Here is an 18,452-nt window from a genome sequence, read left to right as displayed (position 1 = left end):
TTTTCCAGTTATGCTTCCTCGCCAAATTCCATTAAGTATGCCTTGATGAATTCGTCTATATCGCCATCCATTACTGCCTGCACATTCGATGTTTGGTAGTTGGTGCGGTGGTCTTTTACACGCCTGTCATCAAAAACATAACTGCGAATTTGCGATCCCCATTCAATTTTTTTCTTTCCTGCTTCTATTTTTGTCTGCTCGCGCCGCCTTTTCTCCAGTTCTATTTCGTACAACTGCGATTTCAACAGGCGCATGGCATTGTCTTTATTTCCGAATTGAGACCGGCTTTCGGTATTTTCGATAACGATTTCCTTTTCTTCGCCGGTTTCTTCGTCCTTATACATATAATGAAGGCGCACACCGGTCTCCACCTTGTTCACGTTCTGACCGCCCGCTCCACTCGAGCGGAATGTATCCCAGGTAATGTCGGCCTGATTAATAGCTATTTCGATGGAGTCGTCCACCAAGGGAACAACAAAAACCGAGGCAAAAGATGTCATGCGTTTGCCTTGCGCATTAAACGGCGAAACCCGCACCAAGCGATGCACACCGTTCTCGGATTTCAGGTAACCGTATGCAAATTCGCCTTCGACCTGCAATGTAGCGGTCTTTATACCGGCTTCATCGCCATCGAGCCAGTTGGTGATGGTTACTTTGTAGCCTTTGGAATCAGCCCAACGCTGGTACATTCTCACCAGCATCGACGCCCAGTCCTGGCCTTCGGTGCCTCCGGCGCCACTGTTTATTTTGAGTACGGCCCCCAGCTTGTCTTCTTCGCGGCGGAGCATATTCTTCAGTTCCAGATTTTCGATCAGGGCAAGCGCCCGGTCGTAGGCATCGTCCACCTCTTCTTCCGAGGCCACGCCTTCCTTCTGAAAATCGAATGCCAATTGAAGCTCTTCGCCGGCAGCTTTTACTTCGTTGTAACTGTCAATCCATGTTTTTATGCCCCGGATTTTTTTCATCTGCTCTTCAGCAGTTTTATTATCGTTCCAAAAATCAGGGACTTGGGTTCTCAGTTCTTCTTCTTCGAGTTGAATTATCTTCGCATCGACGTCAAAGGTACCCCCTCAGCGCAGACTCGCGCTCCAACACATTCTTGAGTTGGTCTATCGTTATCATTCAATGGTTATTTTAGATAAATACTTGATTTATTTAATCCCCCCTAATTAAGAAAGAGGCTGCAAAGTTAGTCAAAAATAGTGAAGAAGTGATAAATGAAAAGTGAAAAGTGAGAAATAGGTGGAGAATGCTTAATGAGTAATGGCGACAATACTGGGTAAAATATCTTATATCCCATTGTGATTTGTGAATATTATTATAACTTTGTGTTTGAACAAATAAAGGCTCATGCCAAAAATTTGGAGGGATGACAACTATTCAGCACAGAATACACAAACTATAAGAACGCTAATCACGCAGATTACGCAAATTTTCGCAAATAATACGCTGTGTTTAGTCCCGTATGGGACTGCACTTTATTAACCGTATGCTTCAGCTTGCGGATTGACAGACATACGGTAGCCTAAGCCCCGCATGGGGAGACACTTGATAGCGTGTACAAGTGTCGTCCCATGCGGGACTTGCTTAGATGAGGCGATTCTTTATCCGTAAGCTGAAGCATACGGTTAATAAAGTATCGTCCCTGCGGGACTAAACACATGATTTTGTGTTCTTCCTGTGTTCGACTATTTACCCCCACATTTCCGGTATGTTCCATCAATACTTTCCTGCAAATCATTTTCGACTTCAGGCGCATAAATTACCCGATACTTCACGATTATAATCTGAGATTACGTTCAATATCCCCCCAACTTTTACAGCTCTGGGGATTTTTATTCATTTCCTGTAAGCGGGCCGATACCATTTTTTGCTGCGTAGCCGGAATTTCGATTTCACTTTCATCCGTTTCCTCCCAAATCAAGCTTTCCAATTTCAGTTTATCCCGTGTGGACAACTGTTTCACCAAACTCAGCAACTGATTGAAATTCAACGGAACATTCAATTGTATGGATGGAGCATTCATAAATTTACCGTTCTAATTCAGGACAAATATACAAATAAAATCATCATGGAGTAAATAACAATTCATCAAAAAGCTTACCACCTACACAATAAACAAGAGCCATTTTCCCCAGGGCAAACCATGAAAAATTTTACTGCTTATGCCTTTCGGTAAAGTTGCTGATTGAGCAGGAGATTTCTCGTTACGCTCGAAATGACAGTCTCCTTTTTAGGAGAGGAAGAAGCGGCGGCGAAGCCCCTCCAAACCTCCCCGTAGGGGAGGCTTTTGAAATCCCCCCTACGGGGGGTGGGGGGGCTTGGGGAGGAATCTCATTCGTAACAGTAGTACTAAATTTTTTCATGCCCTGTTTTTCCCCCTTCAATCTGCCCATAATTCCCCAATTATTATGTAAGTTTGTACACTTTTAGCCAATTGTTGAAACAGAAGAATGATGAAGAAATATAAAATCCTGTTTGTCTGCCTCGGAAATATTTGCCGTTCTCCGGCTGGAGAGGGTATTATGAAGAAATTGGTTGAGGCTGAGGGTTTACAAGATAGCATTGAGGTGGATTCGGCGGGTACTTCGGGCTGGCATACGGGTGAATTGCCCGATGCGCGGATGAGGCAACACGGGGCGCGGAGAGGCTACAAGTTCGACAGCCTTTCGCGCAAGTTCGGCCTGAACGATTTCGACCGCTTCGATATTATCCTGGCGATGGACGACAGCAATTACGATTATATCCGCCATTTAAGTCCCGACCTCGAATCCCGCAACAAGGTTCACCGGATGGCGGATTTTCTGCAAAAGTTGCCATACGACCACATCCCCGACCCTTATTACAGTGGCGCATCGGGTTTTGAGTTGGTACTCGACCTGCTGGAGGATGCTTGTACGGGGCTTTTAGCGGAAGTTAAGAAAAATTTGGCTGTGTAGCGTCTATTATTTTTATATCTTTGGCAACTAAAAATCCCGTCTAAAGTCCCCCTCGGGGGATTAGGAGGCTAAATTAACAATATGGAAAACAGAATAACAAGTCTATTTGGTATAAAATATCCCGTGATTTCGGGCGGAATGGTTTGGTGCAGCGGTTGGCGATTGGCTTCTGCCGTAAGTAATGCGGGTGGATTGGGTCTTATCGGCGCCGGGTCGATGCATCCCGAGGTACTTCGCGAACACATCCAAAAATGCAAGGCGGCAACCGGTAAACCTTTCGGGGTGAATGTGCCGTTGATGTATCCACAGATTGAGGAAGTCATGGAGATTATTGTGTCGGAGGGTGTTAAGATTGTGTTTACCTCGGCAGGCAACCCCAAAACATGGACGAAGCAGTTGCAAGAAAAAGGCATTAAAGTGGCTCATGTGGTGTCCAGTTCCAAATTTGCGCTCAAGTGCCAGGAGGCGGGCGTTGATGCCGTGGTTGCCGAAGGTTTTGAAGCCGGAGGGCATAACGGACGCGAGGAAACCACGACTATCGCCCTGATTCCACAAGTAAAAGAAAGTTTATCCATTCCCCTGATTGCTGCCGGAGGTATTGCAACAGGTCGCGCCATGTTAGCCGCCTTTGCACTGGGAGCCGAAGGCGTTCAGCTAGGGACCCGCTTTGCCCTCACGCAGGAAAGTTCGGCATCGGAAGAGTTTAAAAACCTGTGCGCCGGACTGAAGGAGGGCGACACGATGCTGTCGTTGAAAAAATTAAGCCCGACGCGCCTGATTAAAAACGAATTCTACAAACAAGTGCAGGAAGCCGAAGACAGAGGAGCCTCCACCGAAGAAATGAGGGAACTACGGGGACGGGGACGCTCGAAGAAAGGCATTTTTGAAGGCGATTTGACCGAAGGAGAACTCGAAATAGGACAAATAGCCGCATTGATTACCTCCGTTCCACCCGTTGCGGAGGTGATGGATAGCCTTATTACGGAGTTTAACGATGGGCTGAAAAAATTACACGACCTGTCATTTTAAATTCCTGTTGACAAACAAAACGACATGCAATACGGATTATTCCCTGACAAAAAAAAATATAAACTCTTAAGTTTGTCGAGTGGCAGCAACGGAAATTGCTACTACCTCGGTACATCGGAATATGGCATCCTGATTGATGCAGGTATTGCCGTCAGGACAATAAAGAAGTACCTGCGCGAGTACGGCATTGCCATCGAAACCATTATCGGCGTGCTGGTTACGCACGACCATGCCGACCACATCAAGTCGGTCGGCGCTCTGGGGAATAGATTGCACATTCCGGTTTATGCTACCGACCTTGTTCACCGGGGTATTGGCCGGAATAGATTCTGTCCCGAACAGCTAAACGGTACGAAGCGGATTATTGAAAAAGAAGAGTGTTTCGCTATTCGCGAGTTTGAAATAACCGCATTTGAAGTTCCCCACGATAGTTTGGAAAACGTTGGTTACCAGATAAAAACAGGGAATCATACGCTTGTATTGGCTACCGACATTGGCCGGATTACGGAGCCGATAATAAAGTATGCAAGCACAGCCAATCACCTGATAATAGAGGCCAATTACGACGAATGTATGCTAAGGGACGGGCCTTATCCCGACCGCTTGAAAAAACGTATTGCATCGGGTACAGGGCACCTGAGCAATGTCTTGTCGGGTGAATTTCTCTCAGCCATCTTCCACGACAAACTGGAGGAAATATGGTTATGCCACCTCAGCAAAGACAATAATTACCCCGAATTGGCATACAACACGGTGAAGGACAAGCTGAGCGAAAAAGGAATAGTTGTGGATAAAGATGTTGTTCTGAAAACCCTTCAACGGGGAAAGCCCTCGGGGCTGAAGGAGTTTTAGATATTGATAAAATAAAACAGGATGGACTTTTTAAAACGGATTAGAACACGACTCGGGGTTTCTCTGAAAAAGAAATATTATGCGAAAACAGCTCGGGCCAAGTCGGAAAAACCAAAAATTACAGGAGAGAAATTGACGGTGATTTACCGGATTAGCGATGGCGGACGCACAACGAATAAGCCGGATTACATAACAAAGGAAAATTGTCTGAGAAACGCCATTGAACATTTTCCGTTGGAAGCCTGCGATTGGTTTGTTATCGCAGACAACGTAAGCGACGAAACCTGTCGCATGATTCGGAAGTATGTACCTGCGGATGCGATTTGGAAAACATCCCTGGGCAATGCGGGGTCGTTTCGGGCATGTTGCAAAAAAGCCTTGGAGAAAGAAGACGATAGCATTGTCTATCTTTTGGAAGATGACTATGTGCACCGCCCCAATTCGCTCAAGGTATTGATAGAAGGCATTGAATTGGGTGAGGCGGAGTACGTAAGCCTTTACGACCACCCCGATAAATACACTTATGGAACAAGCAAAAACCCATTTATAAAAGGCGGAGAAAAAACGCGCGTCTTTTTAACGGACACTACGCATTGGAAAATTACAAGTAGCACCACCATGACTTTTGCCACACGAGTAGGAACATTGAGAGCCGACTGGCCGATAATCAACCGGTGGACTGTTAAACGCGCCCTGGATTTTTATATGTTTATCGACCTTCGCCGAAAAGGAAGACGCCTGATATCGCCTATCCCATCGTATGCTACCCACGGGCAACACCCTTTTATAGCGCCTTTGGTTGATTGGGAGAAAGAGCTGTGATGTAATTGAAGTTCAAAGGTTCAAACATAGTTGCCCTGGCATTAATCATTATTTTTTTCGCTTCTGGTTTTTTTCGTATTTTTGCAAACCACCCTATAAAAAATCAGCCAAAGGAAAAACGAGGTAAACGATTGGAGGTCAGTAGCAGTTGGCTTTTAATGTCTTTCCATACCGCCAGACACAGTTACGCAACAAGCGTTTGTTTGGCAAACGGGGTGAGCATGGAAAATGTTGCCAAAATGCTCGGACATGCAAGCACGAATGTTACAAAACATTATGCCAAAGTATTGGACAGTTCTATCATGCGGGATATGGCAAATGTGGAAAGTTGCTTTGCAAATGTTTATCAACCTAAAAATCAGGCAATATGAAACGAGGTAAAATAACAATCAATGGCAACGAAGTAAGTATTACCGCCGAAAATGGAATGGTTTGGATGTCCGAATATGAAATTGCCCGATTGTTTGAAGTCTTTGTTGCCAAAGTGAGCAGCAATATCCGGTCGATCCTGAAATCGGATGTTTTGAGAGCCGATGAGGTTTGCTACTGTCATCATTACGCAAACGGTGGTAGCGTGGACTTGTACAATTTAGAAATGATTACAGCTTTGGCTTTTCGGATTCATTCCCGCAATGCGGATAGTTTTCATTAAGCATCTTCTCAATATCACTTTCCCGATATAGGATTTTTCCGCCTAATTGACAGTAAGGAATTTTCCCCTCTGTCCGATAATCCTGCAAAGTCCGGCGACTGACCTTTAATTTCACTGTTTAGAGTTACTCTTGCCATAACGGAAGCTTTCCCGTTACTTTTTACTGCGTTCTTTTTGAGGTAAAAAAGAATCTTAAATGTACTTCGTCGCATGATGCTTCATTTTTTAAGTTACAAAATTAGTTTTCTGTTTCCTCAAATGCTGCATTTCTGCTACGCCAAATAGCTACAAATCAACGCCTTATTGCGACAATCGTTACCTGTTTTGATTTTTAGAAAACAGGTAATGATTTGGTAACAAAACTATGCTTTTGGATTATTCCTCTCTGAATCAACCGCTTGACTTGGTTGTAATTCAGAATAGGTAACGGATAAGTAACGAGATAACTTCATCAATTTGCCCCGCTTTGAGCAGGTTGATTAGCTTAGGGCAAAGGTAACACAATTTTCCATATTACATATCATTTGCTCCTACATCATTATTATTTTCGGAGCTTATTATAGTATCGGTTTCGTTGTTTGAACATCTTATCGAAATAATCAATCTTGGAATCTCGATAGTCGAAGATCACCGGAGGCTTTCCTGAACGTTGAACTCTTCCGATATATTGCACCAACTTACCTTCGAAAGTAAATGGGTAAACGATAAACAAACATTCCAAGGCACTTATATCAATCCCTTCTCCGAAGTATTGTCCTGTGGAAATAATAATTTGAAAATGTCCCTGCTCAATCTGTTCCAACTTACTTTTCCGACTTCTTTCCGAATCATCCCCCGAAATAGCAATCGTCTCGTATTTTTCTTTCAAATAGAGGTTTAGGATATTCACATGAGATTTTCTTTCAGTCAGTATCAGGATGGATTTGAACCGAGAGATATTCTCGTCAATATCTTTTAAAATCAAGCCATTTCGAGCAGTGTCATATATAAGAACCTGCGAAACCGTTTCGTAGCTATCGGTTTTGTAGTCGAAAGGAACAAACAGTTCTGTTTCCTTTATATTGATTTCTGCCTTGCTGTTTTGTTGTTCCAAAAGCTCCTTTTGGGTCATTTCATAGATGATGTTGCCAATATATACATAGATCAACTTCTCATCGTTGTTTTTTCGCTTTGGAGTAGCTGTCAGTCCGTACAGGTAATAGCAATTTAGTTGAGTTATGACCTCCCGAAACGACTTCGCCGGTATATGATGGCATTCATCAACAATCACCATTCCGAATCGGTTTTTCAGTTCAGATAAATCGCCTCTGGTTAAAGACTGTATCATGGCAATCGTCACTTCTTTTCCAATTTTATCTTTCTGATTTCCGATTTGTCCAATTTGCTTTTTGGGTATAGACAAGAAGTTTTGTATTCGGTCTATCCATTGGTCGAATAATTGTTTGCGATGAACGAGAATTAGAGTTGGCTGTTTTTTCTGGAAAATCAACTCCAACCCTATAATTGTCTTGCCCGAACCGGGAGGAGAAACAATTACTCCAAAATCTTTCGTTTCTGTTCGCTCCAATACTTCCTGTTGATGCGGGAGCAAGTCTATTTTAGAGTTTACGATAATCTCTTCCTGCCTACATCGTTCATCTATAATTTTGATAGGAATGTTTTCTGAATTGCAAAATTTCACCAGAGAAGAAGCGAATCCACGAGGAATAATGATTCCCTCAGGAGTTTCTTCTATCAGCTTGAAATATTTTTCAATGTTGTATGCGGTTTTTCCCAACCGCTTCTTAACGATATAATCTGAGTTCAGAAAGTTTAGATTATCCCGTAGAAAATCAATCAGTTTCTGATTTAGTTGTATTCTTTTGAGGTATATCTCGCTGTTTATGAGTATTTCTAATTCAAAGGTGGACTTTGAATCAATATATTTTGAAGTGAAAATTTCTTTTGTTTTTCCTGATAGCAGTAAATGCAAAGAATCTATCTTTTGTTTAGGTATTTTCTTGATGGTTTCTAAAAAAATCCACTGGCTTTCAATGGGGGTGAGTGTATCCGGCTCTATAAAACAAGAGTTTCCTTGTGCCAATGAATTGCCTTGCAGAGGAAGAGCGATCAAATTGCCGATACCTTTTCCAGAGTGAATATCCTGATTAGGGAAGAGTCTATCAAAGCTTGGCTCTTTTTCGAATTTGGATATAATACCGGATTGCAGCAACAATTCGAACATTATTTTCCGGCTTTGGAAAGCAGGGATATTCTCTTCAAAGAATAACCATAAGTGTCCGCCGTTCCCGGAGCGAGAACGTTCTATATATGCAGGCAATTCGACTTCCTGACATATTTTATATAGTTTAAGTATGGATTCTTGCCAATTTTCTTCATCGAAATCGGCGGCAATGAAAAACGAAGTATTATCCTGTAAGAGAGGGTAAATTCCAACTGTCGTTTTTCCCGAGAAGTGTTCTCTTAATGCTACATCGTTAAATGGAAGATATTCTTTTTTCGTATAATTGGCAAATGTTCCTCCTGAGGCTTTGTGTTTATTATAATCATCCCAATCCACTTTGTAGGCAGGCATATATCCGCCTCGTCCATCCTTCTCCCAACGAACCGCATAAACATCATCCCTTCCTCGAAAAAGAGATTTGTAGGTATCTATGTGGGATTGGAGTATTTGCATTAGACGGACTTTTATGGTTAATGTTTCATATTCCTACGATTTCTTGTTATTCTTTTTATCAAGTAATTTTAGTTTTTCCTCAGCTTGTTCAATGCTTGCTATAAATTGTTTTTCAACCTCTGAAAGTTCAGCATTACTTTTTTGTTTATATGCGTCATACTCAGCCAAAGCTTTTCTTTGTGCTAATTCAGCTGATATTTTACCGACATGAGTTAAAACATCTTGTCGGCTCATTGAAATAAAACCGTCCAGCACCTCAATCCATTCTTTCATATACATAGGTTTCTGCTGTATGGCATTTATTTCTGCAATATCTAAATAAGCGGAAACAAGGCGATTTAAAAGAGCTAGCTCCTCTTCTGTCAGATAGTTCTTTGCGACAGTAATTTCTTGTTTGGTCGGTTTCTTTCCTTTGAAAGCGGTCAAACCCATAAAAGGAAGTTCGGCATTGGCTCTTTGGAAAATCACTTCTGCTGCCGTATGTCCATGTGCCGCCCAATGCAGTTTATTTTGCACAGTCTGAAAAAACTTTTGCGTAATATCAGTTCGAGGGTCATAGTCAATGCTTGTCGCATAGATTTCGAGAACCTTGCGGTAGAAAAGTTTTTCGGAAGAACGTATATCGCGAATCCGATCGAGTAATTCTTCAAAATATCCTCCTCCTTGTTTCAATAGCTCGTCATTCATCGTGAATCCTTTTATCAGGTATTCACGCAACCGTTCGGTAGCCCATATCCGGAATTGAGTACCTCTCAGCGACTTTACTCTATAACCAACGGAGATTATGACATCCAGATTGTAGTGTTCAATTTCACGCTCTACCTGCCGACTGCCTTCTAATCGAACTGTTCGGAATTTCCGAACAGTTGAATCGGGCATTAGCTCTCCTTCTTCGAAAATATGCTTTATATGCTCGCTTATATTAGATTTTGACGATTGAAACAATTCGACCATGTCAGCTTGTGTCAGCCAAACGGTATTATCGTCCAAGCGTACTTGTATCTTGATTTTCCCGTCTTCGGATTGATATAACAATATTTCGCTATTTGATTTTTGGGGCAGCATATGTGATTCCATTTAGTTTTTATTCTTCTTAAAATTCTCAGCTTGCTCGAAAATCTCTGTATAAACCTCGTCGCGTTCTACCGGTGGATAGCCGTGTTCGTCGAGTAAGAGGATTAAGCCAACTTTCAACGCAGATTTTATATCATCTCGTTTGTCCCAATCGGGATATTTGGCTTGTGTATCCACCAATGTTTTAACATTTTTGGCAAGCTCAATCATTTTGTCGTCAGGGTAAGTGAAGTCGTACTTTATGCAAAGCGATTTAAGAATATCGTAAAATGCTTTTTCTTCAAAGTCGATACCAATCGCATCGCCTGCTGAGAATTCTTTATGTACCTCCCAAATCAGATTGGTTAATTGCTCCGCCATTTCTTCATAGACTTCGCTTCGCAAAATATCATTGGCATCACGGTTGTTGTAATGTTCTACTAGACGTTCCATCTTTTTACTGAAGTCGATTCCTTTTATTCGGTTTACCTTTTTCAGTTCGCCGATTACTTTCGCCAGCAGCTTTTGGAGAAGCTTTATTTTTGTATTGGGAAGTTTAATCTTATCAATCTTTGCCAAATAATCTTCATCAAAAATATCTTGTTCGGTTTCATCTTCCGAACCCATTTTGAAGATTTCTTCCACGCCATCACTTATCAGAGCGTCTTTTATCATTTCTTGCACCTTGGCGTTCATCTGAGCCGTATCAGGAGCATCGCCCTTGGTAAGTTTGAAAACAATGGAACGAACAGCCAAATAGAAATGCGTATAATCCCGCTCTTCCTGTATCAGTTGTTCGCTGCCGGTACAAATATCATAAGCTGCTTTCAGGCGTTTTACCAAATCCATAAAGCGGGTTTCAAATTCTTTGGTGCATTGTGCGTACTCAGCGGCTCTGTTTAGGCAATTCAGTTGCTCCAATGTGCTACCAGAAAAATAAGCCGAACTGTCGAATTTATGAAACAGTTTTGCCAACAAATCCAAATGGTCTTTTACCACCACAAGCGATTGGGCAATATCCTCGAAATTATCTTTATCGCCTTTGTTGTAATGAGCCAAAGCAAGGTTCATCTGCTTTTTAATTCCGATATAATCGACTACCAAACCTTTATTTTTGCCTTCAAACTTGCGATTTACACGTGAAATGGTTTGTATCAGATTGTGTTGCTGTATCGGCTTATCAATATAAATGGTGTCTAGAAACGGCACATCAAATCCTGTGAGCCACATATCGACTACAATGGCAATTTTGAAATTAGATTTTTCGTTTTTAAATTGTCGGTCGAGTTCTTTGCGGTATTCTTTTGTGCCAAGCAAATCGTACAACTCTTTATCGTCGTCTTTACTTCGAGTCATTACGAGTTTGATACGTTCCATCGGTTTTAACTCGCGTTTATCTTTGTCGGAAAGTTCAACGCCATCGTCTGCAAATCTGATTTCTCCCCATTCGGGACGAAGAGCCAGCACGTTTTTATAAAACTCGTAAGCAATGGTGCGATTGCTGCACACAAACATCGCTTTGCCTTTTACGGACGAACCTTCGGAAATTCGGTTTTCATAATGCGTTACAAAATCTTCCGCTAAGGCTTTTAATCGGTCAGGGTCGCCAAGAATGGCATTCAAGCGAGCCGATTCTTGTTTACTCTTTTCTATCTGATATTCGTTTGCCCCTTCTTCGGCAACATCGTTGTAGTATTGTTCTATTTTCTGCAATTCGCTGTTGTTTAGAACCACTTTTGCGGCTCGTCCTTCATATACAATGCGAACCGTAATTTCGTCGCGAACCGACTCGGTCATGGTATAAGCATCTACCACTTTACCGAAAACATCGAGTGTCGCATCTATTGGTGTACCTGTAAAGCCGACATAAACCGCATTTGGCAACGAATCATGTAGGTACTTGGCAAAACCAAATGTTTTGGAAACGCCTTTTTCGGTTACTTTTATCTTTTGGTCGAGATTAGTTTGGCTGCGGTGGGCTTCGTCCGAAATGCAAATTACGTTTTGTCGGTCGGTCAGCAGTTTGGTGTCTTCTGTAAATTTATGGATGGTAGTCAAAAAAACACCGCCGCTTTCACGTCCTTGTAGCAATTCTCGTAAATCATTGCGACTTTCCACACTAATGACATTGTTATCGCCGATATATTGTTTGGCATTGGTAAACTGTCCTGCCAGTTGGTCGTCTAAATCAGTTCGATCGGTAATAAGCACAATGGTTGGACTGCCGAAATATTCGCTTTTCATTAGCAAACGAGTAAGGAAAAGCATGGTATAACTTTTTCCGCAACCTGTCGCTCCGAAATACGTTCCGCCTTTGCCATTTCCATACGGTTTTTGTGCTTGCTTTATATTATCGTACAAGGCACGAGCTGCGTAATATTGCGGATAACGACAAACGATTTTCTCATTCTTTTTCGACGAATCGGGAATATAAACAAAGTTTCGCAGTATATCCCGTAGCCTGTTTTTCTGAAACATGCCTTGAATCAATGTGTACATAGAATCTATGCCATCTACATCTTTATTCATTCCTGCAATGCGTCGCCATGCATAGAAAAAATCGTAAGGAGCGAAAAATGAACCCGCTTTGTTATTTATGCCATCGCTGATAACGCAGAAAGCATTGTATTTGAACAATTCGGGGATATCGCGTTCGTAGCGGACGGTTAGTTGCGTGTAAGCATCGTGAATGGTGGCATCTTCGCGAATAGCGCTTTTGAACTCAAATACCACCAAAGGCAAACCATTAATATATAATGTACCATCAGGAATGCGTTTTTCCGAACCTTGAATTTCGAGTTGAGTTACAAAACGGTAGATATTCGCATCAGTTTTGTATTCGGCTTGCGGTTCAGCCACAATGGAAATTAAATCTTCGCGCACAAAAGTCTGGTTTTCCAGCCCCGAATAGTCAATCAACTGAATATAAATATCTTTTTTGTTATGATCTTCACGTTTGAGAATAAATCCGTCGGATAGCATTTTCATAAAACGCTTGTTGCTCTCGTACAAATCGGAAGCGGGAAGCGATTTCAACTCCAATAGAATAGATTTGATTTCCGCATCGGTAATACCTTGATTGGCGTAACGCTTTTTCAAAAAATTGTGCAAATCGTCTTCTATCAGCACTTCATCGGGTTGACGTGTGAGTGTATTGCCCAAGCAATGCGGATAACCCTCTTGTGCCAAGAGTTCGGCAAATGCGTGTTCGAGTTTGGATTCGGTGAATTTCATGTATCTGTTTTTATTCCAGTAATTTTTTAACTCTTGCTTTGATATTTTCAAATGTCGTATTTAGACTTTGTTTTGCTATCGCTGTAAGAATTGCAGTATGAGCCATTGCATCTCTTACTGGCTTGTAAACAATAGCATCTCTTGATAACGCGGTTACTTTATGTTCTTTATGCATATCCGCAAGATTAGCCAAATAATCCATTGAAAGATAATGTAAGTCATTTGCATTATCTCTTATTTCAAAACTTATATTAGCCCTATTTTTACCTTCGCTTTCTTTCTCCTTCCATTTTTCAAACTCTCTTTGGGCTTCAGGTGAGATAGCCACACCTTTTTCTTTGATATATTTTCTTAATAGATTTTCCGAGACAAAACATTCCGCATATGAAGATAGATTGAATTGTGCATCATTCTTTAGAGCCTTAATCCATTCATCAACAAGGTTTCTTTGCGAAGAAGTTTTCGGTGGAACGTATTCATCAACAACGGTGTCATATAATTCTTTTGATTTTCGTTCTTTTTTAGTCATTCGAGTATTTTCGGAGTCTCCTTCTTTACCTTCTTCAACTCTCCAAACATCCCAATCTTCAATTATTGTTTTAATAATATCATCTTTCAGCTCATTTAATAATTGCTGAAAAATAGGATCATCTGATATTACCCCTTCTCTACTGCTTGTAAATCTATCAATATCATTATCTAATTCGTTGAAATGAATCTGTCCATAAAGATAACTCTCTACAATTCTTGAAGAAGGAATGTGTTTGAGTAAATCTTTTTCTCTTAATCGACCATTAACAAATAAATCTATTGAAACTTTTTCATTAGTTCCTCTAATTTTCAAATTTGAGGGTTTTTCAACAGAAGCAATAAAGCCATTAATTGATAGACGAGAAGATAGTTTTTTATATTGCTTAATATGTTCTTGTGTTGCAGATATTTTGTCTTTCAAATATGGGTCTTCAAGTGAGTTTATTTGCCACACAAATTGAGTACTTTGAGATAAATCATTTAATTCATTGAGTGTAATTTGTTCATCATTCAATATTATTTTAAAAGAAGTGTCAAATAATGAAAATCTAAAAAATAGTGCAATTAGTTTTCTTATATATTCAATCCTATTCTTTATTCCATCATTAATATCTTCAAAATATATAATGGTTCCACTTTGTAAACCCCTTTTCAGATTATCAAAAATCGTTGAGTTAATAGTTTCTAATTGATATTGTTGTGGAGTTAAATCATCAACTATTGCTTTGTCCAATCCACTATTATCAATAATGCCGCCTACAAATTCAGCATCTTTGGTTTTAGTTATAATATGAATTCGCCTTGCACAGGAAAGTAATGCTAGTTTTCCTATTCCTTTACGACCAATAAAAGGTCTTCCTGATTTAGTTTTTGTGTCTCCGCCTTTTCTCTTGGAGTATCCTATTTTCAAAAACTTATTTTGAAAATCTTCGTCTTCCATTCCTTGACCATCATCTTTGATTATCAAAGAATTCTTATCTCTGTCAATGTAAATCCAAATGTTTTCCGCATCTGCATCCCATGAGTTAGAAATGGCTTCTCCAAGTACCGTAATAAAATTGCGGTATAAATTGCGACCTAAATGGTTTAATACACTTAGTGAGATATTGAAAGTAAATGGTGTATTCATGAGGAGTATTTTTTAAAATGTTCTTTTATGCTTTTTCCTATTATATAACCCAGTTCGACAGGGACTGCATTCCCTATATGAGTCCCTAATTTTGTCATGTACATGCAGTCCTTATTCTCAACAAACTTGTAATTTTTGGGGAAAGTCTGTAAAATTGAAGCTTCTCTTACCGATAAAGCTCTGTCTTGTTCAGGGTGCCCGAACCTTCCTGTTCCGTAATTATAAAATTGTGTTGTAATAGTAGGAGAAGGTTCATTCCAAGACATTCTTCCATAAACAGCTTTATATGTTTTTCCCGTATTTTTTTTATGACATTCTAATCGTAAGCTTTCATCCCAATCTTCCCAATTGCCATTTGGAACGGACGATTTCATACGTTTAAGATTTAGTTCGGACAATTTTGAAGAAAAATGCAAAAAATCCGAATTGTCCCTTTCTCCATCTACAATAGCTGGCAAATCCCCAATCACATCTTTAACTGTTCTATATGTTTCTTTATTGTGGGTAGGAGGTAATAATGAAATTTCCCCGTATTTAGACGCAAGAAGTACTAATCTTCTACGTTTTTGAGGAATTCCATAATCAGGACAAAACACATTTTTGTAAGAAACATTATAGCCCAATTCTTTAAGGCGACAAACGAACTGAAAAAATATTTCCTTATTTGCCAAGTTTGGGACATTTTCCATGGATAGAATACTCGGTTTTGTTTCTTCAACCAATCTTAGGTATTCATTTAGAAGATTCCATTTATCGCCACTCTCTTTATCCTTTACTTTATTGGAGTGAGTGGAAAATGGTTGGCATGGTGCACAACCAACTAAAACAGGAATTTTCGAATTTCCCCAAATTTCTTTCAGTTCAGTTCCTTTAATTTTAGCGATATCTTCCCCTATGAATTTAGCATTATTATTTACTTCATAAGCATATTTACAGCTTTTGTCAAAATCAATCCCTGCTTTCACATCAATTCCTGCTTTCTTTAATCCATGAGTCAATCCGCCAATTCCGCAGAATAAATCAATCACAGATATTTCTTGATAAATATTTGATATATTTTTCATACTTAGTTCACTTTTCTATTGTTGCTAATTTTGAAAGAAATAATGCACTCAACTCAGATAGATTTTTGTTTTCTATCTTTTTCAAGAAAACATTGTTTATTACTTTATGTAAATTTTCTTGCAAGCTATATAAATTAGACAGAGAGGTTTCAAAATAATAATCCTCTATTGCATCTTTTGTTATCATTCCTACAGTTGTTCCTTTTGTATGAAGTTTTATGTGTTCTTGGTAGTTTTTACTTCTTAATATCTGGTATATTATCTCATTGCTCAAATTGGAGTTGTTAACAACTCTATATAGATTCGATGCTACTATTAGTTTTTTGCTCTCCATGTTTGGAGGAATCATTGCAGGACATCCCAAAATCGGCATATTTTCTGACTGTTGACGGGTTGCAATGACAATTTCATTTGGTTTGACTAAATGTTGTTCAGGAGCATCATCTGAGTATAATCTCATTCCTTCTTCAAGAAATCTGTTAGTAAATGAAATACAGCCCATACCCAAGAGATAAGTATTACCCATTCCTAAGCTATCAGCGTTATATGAAAATCCACCTTTTATTTCGATCAAATCTCCGAGTCTAATTCGGGTCTTACTTTCTCCTTCGTCTAAGGTATGGTTAAATACTTCTTGTGCTGTTTCTTCGAGTTTTTGTATCAGTTGGTTGTTTAGGTTTATGCGGTTTTGCACGGCATTGTATTCGGCTACTATTTCGCGTTGCTTTTCGGGAGAGGGAATGGGGAGTTGCATATCCAAAAAAGTATTCCAATTCAATCCGCCACGCACATCGGCATCGGTATAAAACCATGTGTTTCTGTCAAATTCCTTGCGAGAAAACCACATCATTAAATATTGGGGCTGCAACTCATTTCTATCCTTAATTTCAAAAACATCATACGCTGGCGAAACAATAAATTTATCTTCTTTTGTAGATAAAGCAACGGGCAATCGTTTGTCTCGTCCAACGTGCATTCTATTACAAGCAAACTGACCTTTTTCAACAATTTTATATCGCGACAAATCAGTTCCCACAACATTGGCAACAGAAGGCATATAGTATTTATCAATATTAATGCCTAACAAGTTGGTTATGCTGTCATCTTCGTTCCGCACATCCACTTCACGAATAAAATTACCCAATCGTTTATAGTTCATAGCCTAAACTTTTAAATACGTTGAGCAATTCTTTTTTCGACTCCTCTTCGGCTTGCAATAACTCTTTAAATTCAGCTTGCAAAGTTTTCATCCTTTCGTCGAAGTCGATATTCTCATCCCGATTCTTAAAAGCAATGTATTTGCTCGGCACTAACGAAAAATCTTTTGTTTCTACTTCTTCTCGCGAGGCTGAATAACAATACTCCGCTTGGTTAAATGATTCGGCAATATTCTCTAATTTAGAGATTTGCCAATCGTGATAGGTGGCGGCAACTTGCTGAATGTCATCTATAGAAAACTGCGTGAATTTCTTCTCGAACGGTTCGCCCATTTGTCGTAAATCCATAAAAAGGATTTCGCCTTTGCGGTGGCGATAGTTACGATTTTCGTTACCAACTTGTGCGGTTCGTGCTGTTTTACTTCTGTTCAATATCCAAAGAGTAACGCTGATATTGGTTGTGTAGAACATATTTTGCGGTAAAACCAAAATTGCTTCAACCAAATCGTTTTCAATCAGCTTTCGGCGAATTTTGTATTCTTCGCCACCACCGCTTAACGCACCGTTGGCAAGAATAAAACCCGCTACTCCGTTTTCGGAAAGTTTGCTTGCCATATTGAGAATCCAACCGTAATTGGCATTGCTTTTGGGCGGCACATCGTAGCCACGCCAACGCGGATCGTCAATCAGTTCGTCTTCGGCTCGCCAGTCTTTTTGGTTGAATGGCGGATTTGCCATAATATAGTCGGCTTTTAGGTCTTTGTGCTGGTCGTCGGAGAAAGTGTTGGCGGCTTTTGCTCCCAAGTTGGCGGAAATACCCCGAATGGCAAGGTTCATTTTCGCCAGTTTGTAAGTGGTATTGGTATATTCCTGTCCATAAATGGAAACCTCGCGTTTGTTGCCGTGGTGGCTCTCGATAAACTTAATAGACTGCACAAACATTCCACCCGAACCGCAAGCGGGGTCATAAATGATTCCTTTGTAAGGTTCAATCATTTCGGCAATCAGGTTTACAATGCTTTTGGGTGTGTAAAATTCGCCCTTCCCTTTACCTTCCGCCAATGCGAATTTCGAAAGGAAGTATTCATATACACGTCCTACAATATCTTGTTCTTTATCTTTCAGGGTATTTATCTCGCTTATTTCGTCAATCAACGAAGCCAGTTTCGACGATTCCAAACCTTATAGGTATATCATTATGTGTAGGAGAGTCTTATAAACCAGCACTTTACGCTTTCATTTTTTCGTATGGGGTACGATTTAGAGCGTTTGCAGAGGTCTTTTTTGACTACGCTTGTCCTGCCCATGTCTGC

Annotated in this window: 14 protein-coding genes and 3 pseudogenes; 6 read left to right on the top strand and 11 right to left on the bottom strand. The window is 40.2% G+C overall.

The features are described from left to right. Positions 1-8 precede the first annotated feature (8 nt). Positions 9-1,122 (bottom strand): peptide chain release factor 2 gene (gene prfB, locus ACYPWY_RS11200; RefSeq protein ID WP_459685615.1). Its coding sequence is split into 2 segments (ribosomal slippage): positions 9-1,058 and positions 1,060-1,122, totalling 1,113 coding nucleotides; the frame shifts between segments, so codons are not numbered across the junction. A gap of 658 nt (positions 1,123-1,780) precedes the next feature. Then, positions 1,781-2,026, bottom strand: a complete 246-nt coding sequence (locus ACYPWY_RS11195; RefSeq protein WP_459685614.1) for an addiction module protein — start codon at positions 2,024-2,026, stop codon at positions 1,781-1,783. Positions 2,027-2,456: 430 nt separating this feature from the next. Between ACYPWY_RS11195 and ACYPWY_RS11190 the strand changes: the two genes are divergently transcribed. The 6 genes and pseudogenes from ACYPWY_RS11190 (at position 2,457) to ACYPWY_RS11165 (ending at position 6,294) form a co-directional block, all read left to right on the top strand. Next, the gene (locus tag ACYPWY_RS11190) at positions 2,457-2,939 is read left to right on the top strand and encodes a low molecular weight protein-tyrosine-phosphatase (protein WP_459685647.1); all 483 of its coding nucleotides are present in this window, start codon (positions 2,457-2,459) and stop codon (positions 2,937-2,939) included. An 81-nt stretch (positions 2,940-3,020) separates the two neighbouring features. Further along, on the top strand, positions 3,021-3,968 hold the full coding sequence (locus ACYPWY_RS11185) for an NAD(P)H-dependent flavin oxidoreductase (RefSeq protein ID WP_459685613.1): 948 nt from the start codon (positions 3,021-3,023) through the stop codon (positions 3,966-3,968). 24 nt (positions 3,969-3,992) lie between these two features. After that, entirely contained in the window at positions 3,993-4,820 is an 828-nt protein-coding gene (locus ACYPWY_RS11180; RefSeq protein WP_459685612.1) for an MBL fold metallo-hydrolase, read from the top strand. A 21-nt stretch (positions 4,821-4,841) separates the two neighbouring features. Next, complete coding sequence (locus tag ACYPWY_RS11175; RefSeq protein ID WP_459685611.1) at positions 4,842-5,642, top strand: hypothetical protein; 801 nt, start codon at positions 4,842-4,844, stop codon at positions 5,640-5,642. An 80-nt stretch (positions 5,643-5,722) separates the two neighbouring features. Next, a pseudogene (locus ACYPWY_RS11170) lies at positions 5,723-6,013 on the top strand (tyrosine-type recombinase/integrase); the annotation flags it as partial. Continuing rightward, on the top strand, positions 6,010-6,294 hold the full coding sequence (locus ACYPWY_RS11165; protein WP_459685610.1) for a protein-tyrosine kinase: 285 nt from the start codon (positions 6,010-6,012) through the stop codon (positions 6,292-6,294). The pseudogene ACYPWY_RS11170 and the gene ACYPWY_RS11165, both read left to right, overlap by 4 nt. Here the strand turns inward: ACYPWY_RS11165 and ACYPWY_RS11160 are convergent. The 9 genes and pseudogenes from ACYPWY_RS11160 to ACYPWY_RS11120 form a co-directional block, all read right to left on the bottom strand. Beyond that, positions 6,242-6,412: pseudogene (locus ACYPWY_RS11160) on the bottom strand (helix-turn-helix domain-containing protein); the annotation flags it as partial. The gene ACYPWY_RS11165 and the pseudogene ACYPWY_RS11160 sit on opposite strands and share 53 nt — an antisense overlap. Further along, positions 6,402-6,506 (bottom strand): annotated as a pseudogene (locus ACYPWY_RS11155) (site-specific integrase); the annotation flags it as partial. The pseudogenes ACYPWY_RS11155 and ACYPWY_RS11160, both read right to left, overlap by 11 nt. Before the next feature lie 329 nt (positions 6,507-6,835). Continuing rightward, a complete protein-coding gene (locus ACYPWY_RS11150) occupies positions 6,836-8,971 on the bottom strand; it encodes a TOTE conflict system archaeo-eukaryotic primase domain-containing protein (RefSeq protein WP_459685609.1) in 2,136 nt (711 codons plus the stop codon). A gap of 33 nt (positions 8,972-9,004) precedes the next feature. After that, a complete protein-coding gene (locus ACYPWY_RS11145) occupies positions 9,005-10,048 on the bottom strand; it encodes a virulence RhuM family protein (protein ID WP_459685608.1) in 1,044 nt (347 codons plus the stop codon). Then, positions 10,049-13,258: a type I restriction endonuclease subunit R gene (locus tag ACYPWY_RS11140; RefSeq protein ID WP_459685607.1), complete on the bottom strand. Its 3,210-nt coding sequence runs from the start codon at positions 13,256-13,258 to the stop codon at positions 10,049-10,051. 10 nt (positions 13,259-13,268) lie between these two features. Continuing rightward, a complete protein-coding gene (locus tag ACYPWY_RS11135; protein ID WP_459685606.1) occupies positions 13,269-14,918 on the bottom strand; it encodes an ATP-binding protein in 1,650 nt (549 codons plus the stop codon). Further along, positions 14,915-15,982 (bottom strand): DNA cytosine methyltransferase, encoded by a 1,068-nt coding sequence (locus ACYPWY_RS11130; RefSeq protein WP_459685605.1) that lies wholly within the window; start codon positions 15,980-15,982, stop codon positions 14,915-14,917. Before ACYPWY_RS11130 ends, ACYPWY_RS11135 begins: the two co-directional genes overlap by 4 nt. A gap of 7 nt (positions 15,983-15,989) precedes the next feature. Beyond that, on the bottom strand, positions 15,990-17,141 hold the full coding sequence (locus tag ACYPWY_RS11125; protein WP_459685604.1) for a restriction endonuclease subunit S: 1,152 nt from the start codon (positions 17,139-17,141) through the stop codon (positions 15,990-15,992). Next, a complete protein-coding gene (locus ACYPWY_RS11120) occupies positions 17,131-18,318 on the bottom strand; it encodes an N-6 DNA methylase (RefSeq protein WP_459685603.1) in 1,188 nt (395 codons plus the stop codon). Before ACYPWY_RS11120 ends, ACYPWY_RS11125 begins: the two co-directional genes overlap by 11 nt. Between the last annotated feature and the right edge of the window lie 134 nt (positions 18,319-18,452).

The organism is Viscerimonas tarda (assembly GCF_054601255.1).
This window is presented reverse-complemented; position numbering and strand designations above follow the sequence as displayed.